The sequence below is a fragment of the Yoonia sp. R78084 genome, from assembly GCF_044595625.1.
Lineage (GTDB): Bacteria > Pseudomonadota > Alphaproteobacteria > Rhodobacterales > Rhodobacteraceae > Yoonia.
This window is the reverse complement of the sequence record NZ_CP138993.1, coordinates 1,957,164-1,976,372: the sequence shown is the minus strand read 5'-3', so window position 1 is coordinate 1,976,372 and position 19,209 is coordinate 1,957,164. Positions and strand designations below refer to the sequence as shown.

Annotated in this window: 19 protein-coding genes; 18 read left to right on the top strand and 1 reads right to left on the bottom strand. The window is 59.2% G+C overall.

All coding sequences use genetic code 11. From position 1 onward, the window contains the following. The first annotated feature begins 1 nt into the window (after position 1). From rsmH to murD, 7 genes are read left to right on the top strand one after another with little or no spacing between them, the layout of a single operon-like run. Positions 2-982, top strand: a complete 981-nt coding sequence (rsmH, locus tag SJY29_RS10050) for a 16S rRNA (cytosine(1402)-N(4))-methyltransferase RsmH (protein ID WP_110279289.1) — start codon at positions 2-4, stop codon at positions 980-982. After that, a complete protein-coding gene (locus SJY29_RS10045) occupies positions 983-1,342 on the top strand; it encodes a cell division protein FtsL (RefSeq protein WP_181417138.1) in 360 nt (119 codons plus the stop codon). After that, positions 1,339-3,123 (top strand): peptidoglycan D,D-transpeptidase FtsI family protein, encoded by a 1,785-nt coding sequence (locus tag SJY29_RS10040; RefSeq protein WP_400082482.1) that lies wholly within the window; start codon positions 1,339-1,341, stop codon positions 3,121-3,123. The genes SJY29_RS10045 and SJY29_RS10040 overlap by 4 nt, the downstream gene beginning before the upstream one ends. Before the next feature lie 13 nt (positions 3,124-3,136). Continuing rightward, on the top strand, positions 3,137-4,624 hold the full coding sequence (locus tag SJY29_RS10035) for a UDP-N-acetylmuramoyl-L-alanyl-D-glutamate--2,6-diaminopimelate ligase (RefSeq protein ID WP_110279287.1): 1,488 nt from the start codon (positions 3,137-3,139) through the stop codon (positions 4,622-4,624). Then, on the top strand, positions 4,621-6,045 hold the full coding sequence (gene murF / locus SJY29_RS10030; RefSeq protein WP_400082479.1) for a UDP-N-acetylmuramoyl-tripeptide--D-alanyl-D-alanine ligase: 1,425 nt from the start codon (positions 4,621-4,623) through the stop codon (positions 6,043-6,045). Before SJY29_RS10035 ends, murF begins: the two co-directional genes overlap by 4 nt. Before the next feature lie 18 nt (positions 6,046-6,063). Then, positions 6,064-7,146, top strand: coding sequence for a phospho-N-acetylmuramoyl-pentapeptide-transferase (gene mraY / locus SJY29_RS10025; RefSeq protein ID WP_400082476.1), 1,083 nt, complete (start codon positions 6,064-6,066; stop codon positions 7,144-7,146). Then, entirely contained in the window at positions 7,146-8,546 is a 1,401-nt protein-coding gene (murD, locus tag SJY29_RS10020; RefSeq protein WP_400082474.1) for a UDP-N-acetylmuramoyl-L-alanine--D-glutamate ligase, read from the top strand. The genes mraY and murD overlap by 1 nt, the downstream gene beginning before the upstream one ends. A gap of 18 nt (positions 8,547-8,564) precedes the next feature. On the opposite strand, the gene SJY29_RS10015 is transcribed toward murD, so the two are convergent. Next, positions 8,565-9,743, bottom strand: coding sequence for an NAD(P)/FAD-dependent oxidoreductase (locus SJY29_RS10015; protein ID WP_400082471.1), 1,179 nt, complete (start codon positions 9,741-9,743; stop codon positions 8,565-8,567). A 186-nt stretch (positions 9,744-9,929) separates the two neighbouring features. Between SJY29_RS10015 and ftsW the strand changes: the two genes are divergently transcribed. From ftsW to ftsA, 11 genes are all read left to right on the top strand, one after another. Further along, complete coding sequence (gene ftsW / locus SJY29_RS10010) at positions 9,930-11,099, top strand: putative lipid II flippase FtsW (RefSeq protein ID WP_110279282.1); 1,170 nt, start codon at positions 9,930-9,932, stop codon at positions 11,097-11,099. Continuing rightward, on the top strand, positions 11,096-12,193 hold the full coding sequence (locus SJY29_RS10005; RefSeq protein WP_400088895.1) for a UDP-N-acetylglucosamine--N-acetylmuramyl-(pentapeptide) pyrophosphoryl-undecaprenol N-acetylglucosamine transferase: 1,098 nt from the start codon (positions 11,096-11,098) through the stop codon (positions 12,191-12,193). The genes ftsW and SJY29_RS10005 overlap by 4 nt, the downstream gene beginning before the upstream one ends. Before the next feature lie 17 nt (positions 12,194-12,210). Beyond that, on the top strand, positions 12,211-13,608 hold the full coding sequence (gene murC / locus SJY29_RS10000) for a UDP-N-acetylmuramate--L-alanine ligase (protein WP_400082467.1): 1,398 nt from the start codon (positions 12,211-12,213) through the stop codon (positions 13,606-13,608). Then, complete coding sequence (locus SJY29_RS09995) at positions 13,605-13,856, top strand: DUF2484 family protein (protein ID WP_400082465.1); 252 nt, start codon at positions 13,605-13,607, stop codon at positions 13,854-13,856. Before murC ends, SJY29_RS09995 begins: the two co-directional genes overlap by 4 nt. Beyond that, positions 13,857-14,144: a UDP-N-acetylmuramate--alanine ligase gene (locus SJY29_RS09990; RefSeq protein WP_400082463.1), complete on the top strand. Its 288-nt coding sequence runs from the start codon at positions 13,857-13,859 to the stop codon at positions 14,142-14,144. 107 nt (positions 14,145-14,251) lie between these two features. Further along, complete coding sequence (locus SJY29_RS09985) at positions 14,252-14,596, top strand: hypothetical protein (protein WP_400082460.1); 345 nt, start codon at positions 14,252-14,254, stop codon at positions 14,594-14,596. Next, entirely contained in the window at positions 14,593-14,892 is a 300-nt protein-coding gene (locus tag SJY29_RS09980) for a hypothetical protein (RefSeq protein ID WP_400082458.1), read from the top strand. The genes SJY29_RS09985 and SJY29_RS09980 overlap by 4 nt, the downstream gene beginning before the upstream one ends. Continuing rightward, a complete protein-coding gene (gene murB, locus SJY29_RS09975; RefSeq protein ID WP_400082456.1) occupies positions 14,876-15,814 on the top strand; it encodes a UDP-N-acetylmuramate dehydrogenase in 939 nt (312 codons plus the stop codon). Before SJY29_RS09980 ends, murB begins: the two co-directional genes overlap by 17 nt. Positions 15,815-15,932: 118 nt before the next feature. Continuing rightward, positions 15,933-16,811 (top strand): D-alanine--D-alanine ligase, encoded by an 879-nt coding sequence (locus SJY29_RS09970; RefSeq protein WP_400088893.1) that lies wholly within the window; start codon positions 15,933-15,935, stop codon positions 16,809-16,811. Further along, positions 16,799-17,698, top strand: a complete 900-nt coding sequence (locus tag SJY29_RS09965) for a cell division protein FtsQ/DivIB (protein ID WP_400082453.1) — start codon at positions 16,799-16,801, stop codon at positions 17,696-17,698. The genes SJY29_RS09970 and SJY29_RS09965 overlap by 13 nt, the downstream gene beginning before the upstream one ends. Continuing rightward, the gene (gene ftsA, locus SJY29_RS09960; protein WP_400082450.1) at positions 17,699-19,033 is read left to right on the top strand and encodes a cell division protein FtsA; all 1,335 of its coding nucleotides are present in this window, start codon (positions 17,699-17,701) and stop codon (positions 19,031-19,033) included. The last annotated feature ends 176 nt before the right edge of the window (positions 19,034-19,209 follow it).

Below are 19,209 nucleotides of genomic sequence, written 5' to 3'. Positions count from 1 at the left end.
CATGTCTGCTGCCGCTGAAAAATCACCGCATATCCCTGTACTGATCAGACCGCTCATTGCAGCGGTCTCGCCTGTTTCCGGGGTCTGGCTGGATGGTACATTTGGTAACGGTGGCTATACGCGCGCATTGCTGGCAGCGGGGGCGGATAAAGTCATCGGCGTGGACCGTGACCCGCTGGCCTTCGAGATGGCGGCGGACTGGATCGGCGACTATGGCGACCGGATTGAAACGGTCGCGGGCGTCTTTTCGAAACTGGATGAATATGGCACCGATCTCGATGGTGTCGTGCTCGATCTCGGGGTCAGTTCCATGCAGCTTGATCTGGCCGAACGTGGCTTTTCCTTTATGCGTGATGGGCCGCTTGATATGCGGATGTCGCAGGACGGGCCTTCTGCCGCTGATCTTTGCAATTCGGCTGATGAAGCCGAGTTGGCCGACATCATCTATCTTTACGGCGAAGAGCGCGCATCCCGGCGGATCGCCAAGGCGATTGTTGCAGCGCGTCCGCTGACGACAACACTACAACTGGCCAAGATCGTTGAGGGCTGTCTGCCGCGCGCAAAACCCGGCCAATCACATCCCGCGACGCGCACCTTTCAGGCGCTGCGCATTGCGGTGAACAACGAATACGGCGAATTGGCCGAGGGCCTGATGGCTGCTGAACGCGCCTTGAAACCCGGTGGCCAACTGGCCGTTGTCACCTTCCATTCCGTCGAAGACCGCATGGTGAAACGGTTCTTGCAGGCACGTTCCGGCAATACGGCTAACGCAAACCGTTATGCACCAGAAACGGAACAGGTGACGCCTGCTTGGCGCATCGAGAAGCGCAAGGCGATCGGACCGGATGAACAGGAACTGGCCGAGAACCCACGGTCGCGTTCGGCCAAGTTGCGCGTGGCCATCCGCACAGATGCGCCAGCCGAAGCGATTGATCCGGCGCTCTTGGGGATGCCGATGAAAAAGAAGAAAGGGGGCCGGTAAGTGCGGGGTTTGTTTTATGTTTTGACAGCTATGGCCGTCATGGGGCTCGCGTTTTGGGCCTATCACGAGAATTACAAGACCCAGGCGGCAATCGCGGAAGTGCGTGACCTGCACGGGCAAATCGGCGCGGCACACGAACGTATCAGCATGTTGCGTGCCGAATGGGCCTATCTGAACCGTCCCGACCGTCTGGCCGATCTGGCGGATCTGAATTTTGATCGTCTGGGTCTGCTGCCCCTGATGCCCGATGCTTTTGGCGCCGTGGACCAGATCATCTATCCGCTGCCGCCGATCCTGCCGATCACAAACCCGATCGAACTGTCGTATGATCAATTGAAAGCGATGGAGAACGATCTGTGAGCCGTATTCCCCTTCGCCCGCTGGCCCGTATCCTCAATGCCCGTGCACGGGGCGAAAACCCCGACGCGATCGAAGCCGAAAACCGCGCCCGCCGGCATGAGGCGATGGCCGACAAACAGCGCCAGCGTGCCGAAGGGCGTCTGCTGGTGCTGGGTCTTGCGTTTTTCTGTGCCTTCGGGGTGATCGGTCTGCGGATGGGGACTTTGGCTTCGTCTGTGCCGGAAGAGCCGCGCGCCTCGGCGGTCGGTAACCCGATTATCGGTCAGCGCTCTGATATCGTTGACAGAAACGGGCGCATTCTGGCCACGAACCTGCAGACCCATTCGCTTTACGCGCACCCGCGCGACATGATTGATCCGGCCAATGCCGCCAAAGGTCTGGCCGAGATTTTCCCCGAACTTGATGAAGACGAGCTGCTCAAGGATTTCCAGGGCGACCGCCGTTTCCTATGGATCAGGCGCCAGATCAGCCCCGAACAGATGCAGGCCGTGCATGACATTGGTTCGCCCGGTCTGCTTTTCGGGCCGCGTGAAATGCGGCTTTATCCCAACGGCCCGCTGGCTGCACATATTCTGGGTGGTGCCAGCTATGGCCGTGAAGGTGTCGCCAGTGCCGAAGTCATCGGTGTGGCCGGGGTTGAGCGCCAGTTCGACAGCTACTTGCGCGATCCTGCAAACGAAGGTGCGCCGCTGCAATTGTCGCTTGATCTGACAGTGCAGGCCGCAGCCGAGCAGGTGCTTGCAGGTGGCATGTCGATCATGAATGCCAAAGGGGCTGCGTCGGTCTTGATGGATATCCACACCGGCGAGATTATTTCGATGGTGTCACTGCCGGACTTTGACCCCAACAACCGTCCGCGTGTCCTGACAACAGGTGACCAATCGGACAGCCCTTTGTTCAACCGTGCAGTGCAGGGCGTTTACGAGCTTGGCTCGGTCTTCAAGATATTCACGACCGCCCAAGCGATGGAGCTTGGGCTTGTGAGCGCCAATACGATGATCGACACGCAAGGCCCCCTCACATGGGGCCGGTTCCGCATCCGTGACTTTCATGATTATGGACCGGAGCTCAGCACCACGGACGTGATTGTCGAGAGCTCGAACATCGGGACGGCGCGGATCGCGATGCAGATTGGCGCCGAACGCCAGCGCGCATTTCTGGATTCGCTTGGATTTCTGGAACCAACACCGCTGGAAATGATCGAGGCCCCGACCGGTCGCCCCTTGCTGCCGCCCAACTGGTCCGAGATTTCGACGATGACCATTTCTTACGGCCACGGTCTGTCTTCTTCTCCGGTCCATCTGGCGGCGGGATATGCGTCGCTCTTGAACGGCGGCACTCGCGTCACGCCGACCTTGCTGCGCCGGACGTCGACAGAACCAGGCCCGCGGGTGGTGTCCGAAGCCGTAAGTGCGGCGTCGCGCAGCATGCTGCGTCAGGTGGTTGAGCGCGGAACCGCCTCTTTCGCAGAGGTCGAGGGTTATGCTGTAGGTGGCAAAACGGGAACTGCAGACAAGCCGCGCGCCGCAGGTGGCGGATACTATGATGATAAGGTCATCTCGACCTTTGCATCTGTGTTCCCTGCCAATGATCCGCAGTACGTTCTGGTCGTCACGCTTGACGAGCCATCAGAGAATTCAGGCGCAGAGCCGCGCCGCACTGCGGGCTGGACTGCGGTCCCGATTGCGGCCGAAATGATCCGGCGGACCGCACCTCTTTTGGGGCTGCGACCACAAGTAGACAGGCCTCAGCAGGTCGGTGTAACACTGACCTCAAACTGATCGAGGGCGGGCAATGAAATCACTGGCGGAACTTGGGCTGACAGCACGCGGTGGTGCTGAGGCGCAGATCACGGGGCTGGCCGTGGATAGCCGCGAGGTAAAGCCGGGGTATCTCTTTGCCGCATTGCCGGGCGCGCGCGTGCACGGAGGCGAGTTTATCCAATACGCATTGCGCATGAAGGCCGCAGCGATCCTGACCGATGCGCAAGGCGCCGAGATTGCCGCCAAAGAGTTGGTTGGTAGCGATGTTGCGCTGATCGTGGCGCAAGACCCGCGCGCGACGCTTGCGCAAGCGGCGTCACTTTGGTTTGGCGCACATCCCGCCACGGTTGTTGCTGTTACCGGCACCAACGGCAAGACATCTGTGACGACATTTTGCCGCCAGATCTGGGAAGAACTGGATTTGCCTGGTGTGAACCTTGGCACGACTGGCGTAGAGGGCGCGTGGAACCACCCGCTGAAACACACAACGCCCGAGCCGATCACGCTGCATCGTGTGCTGGCCGAGGCGGCAAAAAACGGCATCACCCATGTCGCGATGGAGGCCTCATCGCACGGCTTGGACCAGCGCAGGCTGGATGGCGTTATTTTGGCCGCCGCCGGTTTTTCGAACTTCAGTCAGGATCACCTTGATTATCATGAAACCTTCGAGGCCTACTTCGATGCCAAAATGGGGCTGTTTCGTCGCGTCCTCTCCGAGGACGGTGTCGCAGTGATCAATCTGGACGACCCCAAAGGCCCCGAGGTTGCAGCAATCTGCGCCGCCCGCGGCCAGGAGGTGATCGGCGTAGGCCGCCACCCCGATGCGCGCTTACGCCTGACCGGACAGCGCTTTGATGCCACCGGGCAGGACCTGCTGTTTGAATGGCAAGGCCGTTCGCGCCAGACCCGGCTGGAACTGCTCGGCGGATTTCAGGCTGACAATGTGTTGCTTGCTGCCGCTTTGGTGATCGCGGCAGGCGCTGATGCGGCGGATGTCTTTGACACTCTGCAATATCTGACGACCGTGCGGGGCCGGATGGAGCTTGCAGCGACACGCGAAAGCGGCGCTGCGGTATTTGTAGATTATGCCCATACGCCTGATGCAATTGAAACCGCCCTGAAGGCGATGCGCCCGCATGTGATGGGGCGGATCGTTGTCATTATCGGCGCAGGTGGTGACCGCGATGTGGGCAAGCGGCCTTTGATGGGGGCGGCAGCGGCGCGCAATGCGGATACGGTCATTGTGACCGATGACAACCCGCGCTCTGAGGACCCCGCCGCAATCAGGTCAGCCGTGATGGCGGGCGCACTGAACGCAGGCGGCACGCAAAGCATCAGTGAAGTGGGCGACCGTGCCGAGGCAATTTTGCGCGGCATAGATATGCTGGGGGCAGGGGATGCCTTGTTGATTGCGGGAAAGGGCCACGAAACAGGCCAGACCGTGGGGGACACGGTGCTACCATTTGACGATGTGGAACAGGCCAGCGTGGCCGTCGCCGCTTTGGAGGGTTGGGTATGACCCCGCTCTGGACCTCAGCCGAGGCGGCTGCGGCGACGGGTGGACATGTCACCCAACAATGGCAAGCAACTGGCGTTTCGATTGACACGCGGACCTTGCAGAAGGGCGATCTTTTCGTCGCACTGGCCGATGTGCGCGATGGCCATGATTTTGTCGCGCAAGCCTTGGAGAAAGGTGCCGCTGCCGCTTTGGTGACGCATGTCCCTGATGGTGTGGCCGCCGACGCGCCGCTTTTGATCGTACCGGATGTGTTGGATGCATTGGGCGCCATGGGCCGCGCCGCCCGTGTGCGCACGGCTGCGAAAGTTGTCGCGATCACCGGTTCTGTCGGTAAGACATCGACTAAAGAGATGCTGCGCGCTGTGCTGGCGCGCCAAGGCAAATGCCACGCGGCAGAGGCCTCATATAACAACCATTGGGGTGTTCCCTTGACCTTGGCAAGGATGCCTGCCGATACCGACTATGCTGTGATCGAAATCGGGATGAGCAACCCTGGTGAGATCACGCCTTTGTCGCAAATGGCGCGCCCGCATGTGGCGATGGTGACGACGGTGGCAGCGGCGCATCTTGCGTCATTCGAAAGCCTTGCGGGCATTGCAGTGGAAAAAGCCTGCATCATGGACGGGCTGGAGGCGGGTGGTATTGCGGTCCTGAATGCGGATATCGAGACCAGCCACATTTTGCAGGACCATGCCAAGGCACTCGGTGCCAAACAGGTGCTTTTTGGTGAGACTGCAACTGACTGGGTCGTCAAAGACGTGCGCATCGCAGGCGATGTCACGGTTATCACCGCCACAGGCGATGGCGTGGATTATCTGTTCAAACTCTCTGTCCCCGGCCGCCACTTTGCGATGAACGCCGTGGGTGTGCTTGCTGTGGTCGAGGCGCTCGGGGCCGATCCGGTGGCGGCGTCACTTGATATCGCCGCTTGGGTGCCGCCTGCGGGGCGGGGCACGCGCGAAATCATTGTCACAGATATGGCCAATGACGGCGAAAGCCTCGAGCTGCTTGATGATGCTTTCAACGCGAACCCCACATCGCTTGCCGCGTCGCTTGAGGTGCTCGCGGCGTCCTCACCGTCAGATAACGTGGGGCGGATCATCAAGGGGCGGCGTGTGGCGATCTTGGGTGATATGCTGGAACTGGGCACCGCCGAGGTCGCAATGCACCGCGACATGGCGCAAAACGAACACCTGAAGTCACTTGACCTGATCCATTGCGCGGGTCCGCTTATGCGCCACCTCTGGGAGTCGCTGCCGGAAGAACAACGGGGCCGCTGGGCCGAAACGGCGGCAGAGCTTGTTCCGCAAGCGTCGCAACTGGTGGATGCCGGCGATGTTGTGCTGGTCAAGGGCTCAAAGGGCAGCAAAGTCAGCCTGATTGTTGACGCCATCCGAAAACTGGGGCATCGCCGCCTGTAACAAGATTAAGGTATCAAAATGCTCTATTGGCTTACGGCACTTTCGGACGGCGGCGACTTTTTCAACCTGTTCCGCTATATCACTTTCCGAGCAGGTGGGGCGTTTATGACGGCGCTGCTGTTTGGTTTTGTCTTCGGCCCCCCGTTGATCAACGTGCTGCGGCGCAAGCAGGGCAAGGGTCAACCGATCCGTGATGATGGCCCCGAAGGGCATTTTGTGAAGGCAGGCACGCCAACGATGGGTGGTTTGCTGATCGTGGGTGCGCTGACATTCTCGACACTGCTTTGGGCGCGGCTGGATAATCCCTTTGTCTGGATGGTACTTTTCGTCACGCTGTCTTTCGCAGCCATCGGTTTTGCGGACGACTATGCAAAGGTGTCCAAGCAGAACACCTCGGGCGTGTCAGGCAAGGTGCGGATTTTATTGGGAATTCTGATCGCAGGTATCGCGGGATATTGGGCGGCTGCCTATCATCCCGATGATCTGACCAACCAGCTGGCGCTGCCGATCTTCAAGGATACTCTGATCAATCTGGGCATCCTGTTTATTCCCTTCGCGATTGTGGTGATTGTCGGGGCGGCCAATGCGGTGAACCTCACCGACGGGCTGGACGGGCTTGCTATCATGCCGGTGATGATCGCTGCAGGCACATTTGGCGTGATTGCCTATGCTGTCGGACGCACCGATTTTACCGAATATCTGGACGTGCACTATGTGCCGCAAACCGGCGAAATCCTGATCTTTACCATGGGCCTGATCGGGGGCGGTCTGGGCTTTTTGTGGTACAATGCGCCACCGGCAGCGGTCTTTATGGGCGATACAGGCTCGCTTGCCTTGGGCGGTGCGCTGGGTGCGATTGCTGTGGCCACGAAGCACGAGATCGTGCTCGCGATTGTTGGGGGGCTTTTTGTGGTCGAGGCGCTCTCGGTCATCATTCAGGTGCTCTATTTCAAGCGCACCGGCAAGCGCGTGTTCCTGATGGCTCCGATCCACCATCACTATGAGAAGAAAGGCTGGGCCGAGCCGCAGATTGTGATCCGGTTCTGGATCATCTCGCTGATCCTCGCGATGATCGGCCTTGCGACGCTGAAGGTGCGGTAATGATACCGGTTCAGGGATATGCGGGCCAGACTGTGGCTGTTCTGGGTCTGGGGCGGTCCGGGCGCGCAACAGCTGCGGCATTGCAGGAAGGCGGCGCGCATCCGGTTGTTTGGGATGACAGCGCAGTGGCCCGCGATGCGGCAGAGGAAGCTGGTTTTAATCTGCGTGACCTGACCAAGCCGCGTGCTTTTGAAGGCGTTTCTCTTCTTGTTGTCAGCCCTGGCATTCCGCATCTTTACCCCGCCCCGAACCCTGTGATCGCGGCGGCATGGGATGCAGACGTGCCGGTGGATAACGACATCGGCTTGTTCTTTCGGTCCTTTGCGACCGCAGAATGGGAAGACTTTGAAACAATGCCGCGCGTGATTGCCGTGACGGGCTCGAACGGGAAATCAACGACTTCGGCATTGATCCACCATATTCTGGTCGAGAACGGCCGTCCCGCTCAATTGGCGGGCAATATCGGGCGCGGTGTTCTTGATATCGAACCTGCGCATGATGGCGAAGTGGTGGTGCTGGAACTCTCTTCATACCAGACCGATCTCGCGCGCAGCCTGACGCCGGATGTGGCGGTTTTCACAAACCTTAGCCCCGATCACCTTGACCGTCATGCGGGTCCAGGCGGGTATTTCGCCGCCAAACGCCGCCTTTTTGCAGAAGGCGGGCCGGATCGTGCGATCATCGGTGTGGATGAGGTCGAAGGGCGCTACATGGCCAATCAACTGAGCGAAGGGCCGGGGGATGACCGCGTGATCCGGATTTCCTCGGGCCAGAAGCTGACGGGTGAGGGCTGGAACGTCTTTGCGCGCAAGGGGTTTCTGGCCGAGCACCGCAAAGGACGGCAGATCGGGTCGATTGATCTGCGCGCGATTGCGGGATTGCCGGGCGCGCATAACCATCAAAATGCCTGTGCGGCCTATGCGGCGTGCCGGACTTTGGGGTTGGGGCCCAAGGGGATCGAAGCTGCGATGCAAAGCTATCCCGGATTGCCGCATCGCAGTCAGGTGGTTGCCGTTAAAGATGGCGTCACCTTTGTAAATGACAGCAAGGCGACGAACGTGGATAGTGCCGCCAAGGCGCTGGCGGCTTTCCCGAAGATCCGCTGGATTTGCGGTGGTTTGCAGAAAGAGGGCGGGCTTGACGGTCTGCTGCCGTATCTGGACCACGTCAGTAAAGCCTATGTCATCGGGCGCGAGGCCGAGAGTTTTGCCCGCCAGTTGACCGGCTCGGATGTAGAGGTTTGCGGCACGATGGCCAAGGCTGTGGCGCAGGCAGCGGCTGATGCCGAGGCCGGAGAAGTCGTACTCTTGGCGCCTGCGGCGGCATCGTTTGATCAGTATGACAGTTTTGAGCGGCGCGGCGAGGATTTCATCCGTTGTGTGACAGAAGCGGTGGGGTAAGGTGGATTGAAATCCACCTTACGGGTTGGCAATGGCTTGCCCCGCCGCCCATCCCGAGGACCATGCCCACTGGAAATTATAGCCGCCCAGCCAGCCGGTGACATCCACGCATTCACCAATGAAATAAAGTCCTGGCACTGATTTTGCGGTCATGGTTTTGGACGATAGCGCGTCTGTATCAACGCCGCCCAAAGTCACCTCTGCCGTGCGGTAGCCCTCTGATCCGGCGGGCGTCAGGGTCCAGTCGGCCAGTCTCTCGCAAAGTGCATTCAGCTTTGCATCACTTTGATCGGCGATATTGCCGTCAAGCGGCAACTCTGCCTTGAGGTGATCCACAAGTCGGGCAGGCAGGTGTTGCGCCAGTACAGTGGTCAGCGCTTTGCGCCCGTCGCTTTGGCGATGGCTTTGCAGTCCTGCCAGAAGATCGCCTTTGGGGATCAGGTTCACGCTGATCGTCTCGCCCTCGTGCCAATATGATGAGGCTTGCAATACCGCAGGCCCCGAAAGGCCGCGGTGGGTGAAGAGGATCGCTTCGTCAAAGCTGGCGTCATTGGCCGATACGCGCGCATGGGTTGCGACACCTGCAAGCGGTTTGAATCTTTCATCCGAGAAGGTCAGCGGCACCAGCCCCGGACGCGGGTCGATCACGGGCAGGCCGAACTGTGTCGCGATCTGGTAGCCCAGCCCCGTCGCGCCCATTTTCGGGATGGATTTGCCGCCACACGCCACGACCAGATTGCGTGCGGTTACCGTTTGATTGCGTCCTTCACGGGTCAGGGTCGCGCGAAAGCCACTGCCGTCGTGGCTGATCTCGCTCACAGCGGTTTGCAGCCAAAGCTGCGCACCGGCCTTGTCCATTTCGGCGCGCAGCATTGCGATAATGTCTTTGGCACTGTTGTCGCAGAAAAGCTGCCCCAGCGTTTTTTCATGCCATGCGATCCGGTATCGGTCGACCAGCGCAATGAAATCCCACTGCGTATAGCGCCCGAGGGCAGATTTGCAGAAGTGTCTGTTCTGACTGATGAAGTTCTGCGGGCTGGCATAGAGGTTCGTGAAATTGCACCGTCCGCCGCCCGAGATCCGGATCTTTTCACCGGCCGCTTTCGCATGATCGACAACGAGCACGCCGGGCCCTGCGTGGGCCGCGCACATCATGCCTGCAGCACCTGCGCCGATGATCAGAGTTTCTACCTTCATAGCGGCCCATATGGCGCAAGCGCTGCGGGAGATCAAATTCAGAAAATTTGATCATGCCTCCGGCGGAAGTTTGATCGGACATGGAAAGTGGCAGGCAGCGGTTTTTCAGTGGAATCGTGGTCAATTGACGGTTAAGGTACCAGCAGACCCGGCAAACGGGCGATATAGGCAAGTGAGCGGTGATCCATGACGGAAATGGTCTATGGGACGGTCCCGGTGCAGTCCGGCGACCCGGTTCTGCCCCGATGGTGGCGGACAATTGATAAATGGACAATGTCCTGCATCCTGATCCTTTTCGGGATCGGGTTGTTACTGGGCCTGGCCTCGTCGCCGCCTCTGGCTGCCCGAAACGGGCTGGAGCCGTTTCACTACGTCACCCGACAGGCGATTTTTGGCGGCATGGCAATGATCGTGATGTTTGTCGTCTCGATGATGTCGCCGACACTGGTGCGGCGTCTGGCGGTCTTGGGGTTCCTGTGCGCCTTTGTGGCTTTGGCCTTTTTGCCGGTCTTTGGTACCGATTTCGGCAAGGGGGCAACCCGCTGGTATTCGCTGGGCTTTGCCTCGGTGCAGCCGTCCGAGTTTCTCAAGCCCGGTTTTGTGGTGATGGCGGCGTGGCTTTTGGCGGCGTCCCAGCAATTAGGCGGACCGCCAGGCAAGGCTTATTCCTTTGTGCTGACGATCATGATCGTTCTGATGCTGGCGCTGCAGCCCGATTTCGGGCAAGCGGCACTGATCCTCTTTGCCTGGGGTGTGATGTATTTCGTGGCGGGTGCGCCAATGCTATTGCTGATTGTTCTGGCTGGTCTCGTCGTCTTTGGCGGAACCATCGCCTATAGTTATTCCGAGCACTTTGCCCGCCGTATCGACGGCTTTCTGTCGCCTGACCTCGACCCAAATACGCAGTTGGGTTATGCGACAAATGCAATCCGTGAGGGCGGATTTTTCGGCGTGGGTGTCGGCGAAGGTCAAGTGAAATGGTCGCTGCCTGACGCGCATACCGATTTCATTATTGCGGTTGCTGCTGAAGAATACGGGCTGATCTGCGTTTTGGTGATTATTGCGCTTTACGCCGTGATTGTGGTGCGCTCTTTGCTGCGGCTGATGAAAGAGCGCGACGTGTTTATCCGCCTTGCAGGCACGGGGCTGGTTTGCATCTTCGGGGTGCAGGCGATGATCAACATGGGCGTTGCTGTGCGCTTGTTGCCTGCCAAGGGGATGACCCTGCCTTTCGTGTCCTATGGCGGTTCGTCCCTGATCGCGGGCGGGATCGCGGTGGGCATGCTTTTGGCGTTCACGCGCAGCAGACCGCAAGGCGAAATGGCCGATATCCTGATGCGCAGGGCAAACCGCTGATGGCGCCGCTTCTGATCATTGCCGCTGGTGGCACAGGCGGGCATATGTTTCCGGCACAGGCCCTGGCCGAAGCCATGCTTGAAAAAGGCTGGCGTGTGCATCTTTCCACGGATGCGCGTGGGGCGCGGTACACGGGTGGTTTCCCTGATGCGGTCAAGGTCAATGTCGTCGGTAGCGCGACTTTTGCCCGTGGCGGGATAGTGCAAAAGCTGGTGGTGCCCTTCCGGATTATGGCGGGCATTGCTGCGGCCAAATGGCGGATGTTGCGTGACCGTCCGGCGGTTGTTGTGGGCTTTGGCGGTTACCCTGCGATCCCGGCCATGACTGCCGCATGGGTGCTGCGTGTCCCGCGCATGATCCACGAACAAAATGGCGTGCTTGGGCGCGTGAACCAGCTTTTTGCTAAGCGGGTGAACCAGATCGCCTGTGGCACATGGCCGACTGAGTTGCCGGGTGCGGTGGAGGGTGTGCATACCGGAAATCCTGTGCGGGCGGCGATTTTGGAACATGCCGGTTCGCCCTATATTCCGCCGGGTGATTACCCCATGTCGATCCTCGTCATGGGGGGGTCGCAGGGTGCGCGGATCATGTCCGATATCGTGCCCCCCGCAATCGCAGCCTTGCCGGAACACATCCGCCGCAATATCCGGGTCAGCCATCAGGCACGCCCTGAGGATCTTGACCGGGTCTCTGCCTATTACGAGGCCGAGTTGATTTCGGCGCAGGTCCAGACCTTTTTTGATGACGTGCCGCGCCGGATGGCGGATGCACAACTGGTGATTTCCCGTTCGGGGGCTTCAACCGTTGCGGATGTCAGTATCATTGGCCGCCCGGCGATCTGGGTGCCTTACGCCGGTGCGATCCGGGATGAGCAGACCGCAAACGCGCGCCAGCTTGTCGAGGCGGGGGCGGCGGTGCTGATGCCTGAGGCGGAATTCGAGGTGGCGACTTTGACGGCCAAGCTGACCGAGCAGTTGTCCGATGAGAAGGGCATGCTGCAAATGGCCCAAAAAGCACTGGCCTGTGGTGTGCCGGACGCCACGACGCGGCTTGTACAATTGGTTGAAAATCTGGCAGAGGCGGGAAAGAAATAATGGATGGGAACCCTGTGATGAGCGCTGCAACCAAACTGCCACTTGATGTGGGCCCGATTCATTTTGTGGGCATTGGCGGGATCGGGATGTCCGGCATTGCCGAGGTGTTGTTGAACCACGGCTATACGGTTCAGGGGTCTGATCTGAAGGCATCGAAAATCACGGATCGCCTGAAATCACTGGGCGCGATCATCTTTGAGGGCCAGCGCGCCGAAAACCTTGACGGCGCGGAGGTTGTTGTCATTTCCTCTGCCATCAAACCGGGTAATCCCGAGCTGGATGAGGCCCGTGCCAAAGGGCTGCCTGTTGTGCGCCGCGCCGAAATGCTGGCCGAATTGATGCGCCTCAAATCGAATGTCGCGGTTGCCGGAACCCATGGCAAGACGACGACCACTACCATGGTTGCGGCACTTTTGGATGAGGGCGGGATTGATCCGACAGTCATCAATGGCGGCATTATCCATGCCTATGGCTCGAACGCACGTATGGGGCAGGGCGAGTGGATGGTGGTTGAGGCCGACGAGAGCGACGGGACATTCAACCGTTTGCCCGCGACCATCGCGATTGTCACGAATATCGACCCCGAACATATGGAGCATTGGGGAACGGAAGAGGCGCTGCACAAGGGCTTCTACGACTTTGTGTCGAATATTCCGTTCTACGGGCTCGCTGTCTGTTGCACGGACGATTCTGATGTGCAGTCTTTGGTGGGCAAAATTACCGACCGCCGTGTGGTCACCTATGGCTTCAATGCCCAGGCCGATATCCGCGCCATAAACCTCACTTATGCAGCAGGTGTCGCGCATTTTGATATCGCGCTTCAGGCCGAAGGTGCGCTGATCGAGGATTGCGAATTGCCAATGCCGGGTGACCATAATGTCTCGAACGCGTTGTCGGCTGTGGCCGTCGCCCGTCATCTTGGCATGAAGAAAGAGGAAATCCGCGCGGCGCTGAAAGGGTTCAAGGGCGTGAACCGCCGCTTTACGAAAGTGGGCGAAGTGAATGGCGTGACAATCATTGATGATTACGGGCATCACCCTGTTGAAATCGCCGCCGTTTTGAAAGCGGCGCGTCAGGCCACCGACGGGCGCGTGATTGCTGTGCACCAACCCCACCGTTTTACCCGCCTGTCACATCACTTTGATGAGTTCTGTGCCTGCTTCAACGACGCAGATGTGGTGGGGATCGCCGAGGTCTTTTCGGCAGGCGAAGCCCCGATTGAAGGTGCGAGCCACCGTGATCTTGTCGCCGGTCTGATCCGGCATGGCCACCGTCACGCCCGTGTCGTGGAAAGCGAAGACGATCTGGAACGACTTGTCCGCGAACAGGCCGGTCCGGGTGATATGGTCGTCTGCCTCGGGGCAGGGACGATCAGCACTTGGGCGAACGCATTGCCGGCCCGCCTGAACGCGTGACAGACCCGGTCATTCTGATCGGGCTTTGGGTCGTGCTGGCCTTTGCCTTGTCGGCATTCCCTTCAAACGACAATCATTGGCGGCGGGCCTATGTGCTGCTGGCAATCGGAGCGCCGCTTCTGGTTTGGATTGCAATCCAGCACGGGCTTTTCATGGGATTGCTGGGTTTGGCAGTTGGAAGCCTCGTGCTGCGCTGGCCGGTCTACTATCTGTGGCGCTGGATCAAGAACAACATCGCGAGGTCATAGATGGCGGATCTTTGGATATTCCTTGGCATGCTGCTCTGCGCGATGATCCCTTTCGCCGCGTTGACAAGGTTCATGCGGGCGGGGCGGTCCGGCCTGTCACTCAGTATTGCGTCGGCCATCGGTGCCGTGCTGGTCATCGCGATTTATGCGAGCGGCCGTCCCTTTGGAGTTGATCCTGTACTTGCCATGACTGTTGCGATGCTCGCCTGTGTGCCTGCGCTTCTGGGCGCTATGGCCGGGGCGCTTCTGGGATGGTTGCTGCGCCGTCGGGATGACCGTCTGCTATAATAGGCGGCTGCGCTATCGCATAGATTTCCGTAAGCGCTGAAAATAGTCATTGAACATCGTTCATAATTCGCGTAAATATTGAACATTGTTCACAAAAGGGTAGAATCATGGGTAGCGAAGAAATTGCATTGATCGGGATCGGGTGTGGCAGCTTTCTTATTCCGCTGGTGCTGAGCTTTTTGGCAGGTTTGCGCAGAAGCAAGATGGCACTGGCCGCGATGACCTTCCTTTGGGCGGGATTTACCGTGGTCATGTTTTATCAGCTAAGCATCACCGGAGGATGGGATGCGCTTCTTTACATCCTTCTGCTGCTCTTTGTCAGTGCACCGGCGGCAGTGGGCGGACTGATTGGCGGCCTTGTCGGATGGGCCAGAGCAGATCAGGCTCACCCAATAGAAGGAACACCTGCTGTTTTAGCCAGCGGTGTTGATGAGAAAGGATCAACGGCATGACCTTTGGTGACTTTATGGCTTACGGGATCCCATTTTCCATCTTTCTTGCCACAGGCTTTGGCAACTACTGTTTGGCCAAGCGCCACCTCACCACTGGCATCAAGATCTACTGGATTGTCTGGGCACTTTTCACGGTTGGCATGCTTTTTGGCATGGCCGCACTAGGAAGTTGGGACGGACTGCTTTATGTCGCGCTCCTGATCGGCATCAGCGCACCTTCGGGGCTTGGCGGCGTAGTTGGTGCCTTGGTCGGAAGGGCAAAGCAAGAGAGAGCAGAGGATGATCAGACTCCCTGAAGTGCGGGGCACATTGACGGCCAATCGCCCGCTGGCCGATTTGACGTGGATGCGCGTGGGCGGCCCTGCCGAGGTGCTGTTTCAGCCTGCCGATATGCAGGATCTGTCCGATTTTCTGGCGGCTCTTGATCCTGCGGTTCCGGTGTTCCCGATGGGTGTCGGCAGCAACTTGATCGTCCGCGATGGCGGGATCAGCGGTGTGGTGATCCGCATGGGGCGTGGCTTTAACGGGATCGAGGTCAGTGACGATGCAGTTATCGCAGGGGCGGCGGCGCTTGATGCGCATGTGGCGCGCAGGGCTGCCGATGCCGGTTTCGATCTGACGTTCCTGCGCACGATCCCCGGCACAATCGGCGGGGCGGTGCGCATGAATGCCGGTTGCTATGGCAGCTATATGGCGGATGTGCTGCGCGCGGTCACCCTGGTGCTGCGTGACGGGACAATCACCGAACTGTCGGTTGATGCGCTGCAACTTGCCTATCGCCAAAGCGACCTGCCTGCGGGGGCAGTGATCGTCTCGGCCACGCTTGCACCGCCCAAAGCCGCGCCTGTGGACCTGCACCAGCGGATGACAGAACAACTGGCCAAACGCGACGAGACCCAACCGACCAAGGACCGTACAGCGGGGTCTACGTTCCGCAATCCAGCCGGTTTTTCCTCAACGGGGCAGGCTGATGACGTGCATGATATGAAGGCCTGGAAAGTGATTGATGACGCGGGCATGCGCGGCGCGCAATTGGGCGGGGCGGTGATGAATACCAAGCATTCCAACTTTCTGACGAACGCAGGTGATGCGACCGCCGCCGACCTTGAGGATTTGGGCGAATGGGTGCGGAAAAAGGTTTACGATTCCCAAGGGATTACGCTACAATGGGAAATCATGCGGGTCGGTGATCGTTTGGGCGCAGACACCGCAAAATAATTGGCCAAAAAGGCCGCGATCCGAGGCAAGGATCAAATCAATATGACAGGTCACAAAAGACCTGCGTTTAAGGCGGTAGGGTATGTCGAGCAGGACAAACCCGAAAGTTGTTGTTCTGATGGGTGGCCCATCGGCTGAACGCGAAGTGTCGCTCAGCTCGGGCCGTGAATGTGCAGCGGCTTTGCGGGAAGCAGAATGTGACGTTATCGAGGTCGATGCCGGCCCCGACGTCGCTGCGCGTTTGATCGAGATCGCACCCGATGTTGTCTTTAATGCGCTCCACGGGCGCTGGGGCGAGGACGGCGCGATACAGGGCGTTCTGGAATGGCTGAGAATTCCCTACACACATTCGGGTATTCTGGCCTCTGCGCTGACATTGGATAAGCAGCGCACGAAGGACGTATACCGCAAGGTAGGTCTGCCGGTCGTTGAGAGTATCTTAGCCTCCGCCGATGCCGTGCGCGCGGCCCATGTTATGCCGCCGCCCTATGTTGTGAAGCCCTATAACGAAGGGTCGAGCGTCGGCATCTATATCGTGGATGAAGCCGCAAACGGCCCGCCGCAACTGTCCGATGATATGCCAGAGAAGGTCATGGTCGAAGCCTTTGCGCCCGGCCGTGAGTTGACCACGACAGTGATGGGCGACCGTGCGCTGACGGTCACCGATATCATCACCGATGGCTGGTATGACTATCACGCCAAATATGCGCCCGGCGGATCACGGCACGAATTACCCGCCAAAGTGCCGGCCGAGATTTTCGATGCCTGCATGGAATACGCCCTGCGTGCGCATCAGGCCTTGGGCTGCCGCGGTGTCAGCCGGACCGATTTTCGCTGGGATGAGAGCCGCGGGCTTGACGGGCTGATCCTTCTGGAAACAAACACCCAGCCGGGGATGACGCCCACGTCTCTGACGCCAGAGCAGGCCGCCCATGTGGGTATTTCCTTCCCTGAACTGTGCCGCTGGATGGTGGAGGACGCATCATGCGATCGCTGATCCGCCGCACCTCTCCCGATGCGCTGCCGCGTGATCCCGCACCCTCACGCATGGGGTACCGTTATCAGCGGATGATGCTGACACCGGGGTTTCGCGGGACCGTGCGGATCGGGGTGCCGATCCTGTTGATCCTGATCATTGCGGGGTCGTGGTATTCCAAACCCGAAAACCGCGCAGCGCTTGCCGCGACAATCGCAGAAACAAAACAGAGCTTTCAGGAGCGCCCGCAATTCATGGTGCAAAGCATGAATGTCGTGGGCGGCGATTTGGCAGTGCTGACAGAAGTGGCCGCGCTGCTGCCTTCTGAATTCCCCGTGTCGTCCTTTGATCTCGACCTCGAAAAAATCCGTGCAGATATCGAAGCACTGGACCCGATCAAGTCCGCCTCGGTCCGCGTGGGGCAGGGCGGTGCTCTGGACGTGCAGTTGAACCCGCGTGTGCCTGTGGCGCTTTGGCGGGATGGCACAGTGCTGCGCTTGATTGATGCCGATGGCGTGCAGTCCGGCGAAATCATGGCACGGGCCGACCGTCTTGATTTGCCCCTGATCGCAGGGGACGGGGCCGAAGACAACATCGCCGAGGCGCTGCGTCTCTTTGCGGCAGCTGGCCCCTTGATTGACCGCGTGCGCGGCCTTGTCCGTATGGGCGAGCGGCGCTGGGACATGGTACTGGACCGCGAGCAGCGGATCCTTCTGCCCAGCGAGAACCCCGTTGCTGCCCTTGATCGGGTGATCGCGCTGAATGACGCGCAGGATATGTTGAGCCGCGATGTCGCCGTCGTGGATATGCGCAATACAAAAAGACCCACACTCCGGATGAACGAAGAAGCCGCAGAGGCGCTGCGCCGGGGAAATACAACAATAAGCACAAATGAGGCAGGTAACTAAATGGGCGATCTCTACGACAGCCAGCGGGCAATGCGGCAAATGCGTAAGGCGGCGATGCAGCGGGGCGTCGTGGCCATTCTGGATGTGGGCACTTCCAAAATCGCCTGTCTGGTACTGCGCTTCGACGGGCCCGAGCAGTTTCGCAGCAGCGATGGTGTCGGCTCACTTGCGGGCCAATCGCAGTTTCGCGTGATCGGTGCCGCGACCACACGGTCGCGCGGTGTGCGCTTTGGCGAGATTGACGCGATGCAGGAAACCGAGCGCGCCATCCGCACGGCGGTACAGGCCGCTCAGAAAATGGCGAATGTACGGGTGGATCACGTCATCGCCTGTTTGTCGGGCGCGCGTCCGCGGTCTTACGGGCTTGACGGTACACTCGATGTCAGCGGCGGCATGGTGACTGAACAGGATATCAGTCAGGTCATGGCGTCTTGTGATGTGCCTGATTATGGCGCGGACCGCGAAGTCTTGCACGCGCAGCCGGTGAATTTTGCGCTGGATCACCGCTCAGGTCTGGCTGACCCGCGTGGTCAGGTTGGTAATCAGCTCAAAACCGATATGCATATGCTGACGGTGGATGCCACGGCGATCCATAACCTCTTTTACTGCATCAAGCGCTGCGATCTGGAACTCGCGGGGCTTGCATCTTCGGCCTATGTCTCGGGCATGTCGTCTTTGGTCGAGGACGAGCAGGAACTGGGTGCGGCTTGTATTGATCTGGGCGGTGGGTCGACCGGTATCTCGGTCTTTATCAAGAAGCATATGATCTTTGCCGATAGCGTTCGGATGGGTGGGGAGCACGTGACCTCTGATATCTCGATGGGTCTGCAAATCCCTGCGGCAACGGCTGAACGGATCAAGACATTTTATGGTGGCGTTGTGGCGACCGGGATGGATGACCGTGAAATGATCGAGATAGGTGGCGACACCGGCGATTGGGAACATGACCGCCGCACGGTCAGCCGCGCCGAATTGATCGGCATTATGCGCCCCCGTGTCGAAGAAATTCTGGAAGAGGTGCGCGAGCGTCTGGACGCGGCGGGCTTTGAACACCTGCCGGGCCAGCAGATCGTGTTGACTGGTGGCGGCAGCCAGATTCCGGGTCTTGATGGATTGGCCAGCAAAATTCTGGGCCAACAGGTCCGTTTGGGGCGTCCGTTGCGCGTACAGGGGTTGCCACAAGCCGCCATTGGCCCCGCGTTTTCCAGTGCTGTCGGCCTGACGCTTTTTGCGGCCAACCCGCAAGATGAATGGTGGGATTTCGAGATTCCCGCAGAGAATTATCCCGCGAGATCGCTCAAAAGAGCGGTCAAATGGTTTAAGGACAACTGGTAATGCGCAAGATATTGCCCATTGGCCGAAATCCGGCAGTAAAGCGAAGGTTTTTGTCCAGATTTGGTGGCAATTTTGTGTTTTTGTCGTGACCTTTCGGCATCACTTGGTTATCATGAGTCTCAATAAGCAGTAACGGCCCGCGGGCACGGGCAATTTTAAAACAGGCGGATCGCGTT

Coding starts and splice junctions, on each gene's coding strand:
- rsmH (WP_110279289.1), top strand. CDS start 2: ATGTCTGCTGCCGCTGAAAAATCACCGCATATCCCTGTACTGATCAGA.
- SJY29_RS10035 (WP_110279287.1), top strand. CDS start 3,137: ATGAAATCACTGGCGGAACTTGGGCTGACAGCACGCGGTGGTGCTGAG.
- murF (WP_400082479.1), top strand. CDS start 4,621: ATGACCCCGCTCTGGACCTCAGCCGAGGCGGCTGCGGCGACGGGTGGA.
- mraY (WP_400082476.1), top strand. CDS start 6,064: ATGCTCTATTGGCTTACGGCACTTTCGGACGGCGGCGACTTTTTCAAC.
- murD (WP_400082474.1), top strand. CDS start 7,146: ATGATACCGGTTCAGGGATATGCGGGCCAGACTGTGGCTGTTCTGGGT.
- SJY29_RS10015 (WP_400082471.1), bottom strand. CDS start 9,743: ATGAAGGTAGAAACTCTGATCATCGGCGCAGGTGCTGCAGGCATGATG.
- ftsW (WP_110279282.1), top strand. CDS start 9,930: ATGACGGAAATGGTCTATGGGACGGTCCCGGTGCAGTCCGGCGACCCG.
- murC (WP_400082467.1), top strand. CDS start 12,211: ATGAGCGCTGCAACCAAACTGCCACTTGATGTGGGCCCGATTCATTTT.
- SJY29_RS09990 (WP_400082463.1), top strand. CDS start 13,857: ATGGCGGATCTTTGGATATTCCTTGGCATGCTGCTCTGCGCGATGATC.
- SJY29_RS09985 (WP_400082460.1), top strand. CDS start 14,252: ATGGGTAGCGAAGAAATTGCATTGATCGGGATCGGGTGTGGCAGCTTT.
- SJY29_RS09980 (WP_400082458.1), top strand. CDS start 14,593: ATGACCTTTGGTGACTTTATGGCTTACGGGATCCCATTTTCCATCTTT.
- murB (WP_400082456.1), top strand. CDS start 14,876: ATGATCAGACTCCCTGAAGTGCGGGGCACATTGACGGCCAATCGCCCG.
- SJY29_RS09970 (WP_400088893.1), top strand. CDS start 15,933: ATGGGTGGCCCATCGGCTGAACGCGAAGTGTCGCTCAGCTCGGGCCGT.
- SJY29_RS09965 (WP_400082453.1), top strand. CDS start 16,799: ATGCGATCGCTGATCCGCCGCACCTCTCCCGATGCGCTGCCGCGTGAT.
- ftsA (WP_400082450.1), top strand. CDS start 17,699: ATGGGCGATCTCTACGACAGCCAGCGGGCAATGCGGCAAATGCGTAAG.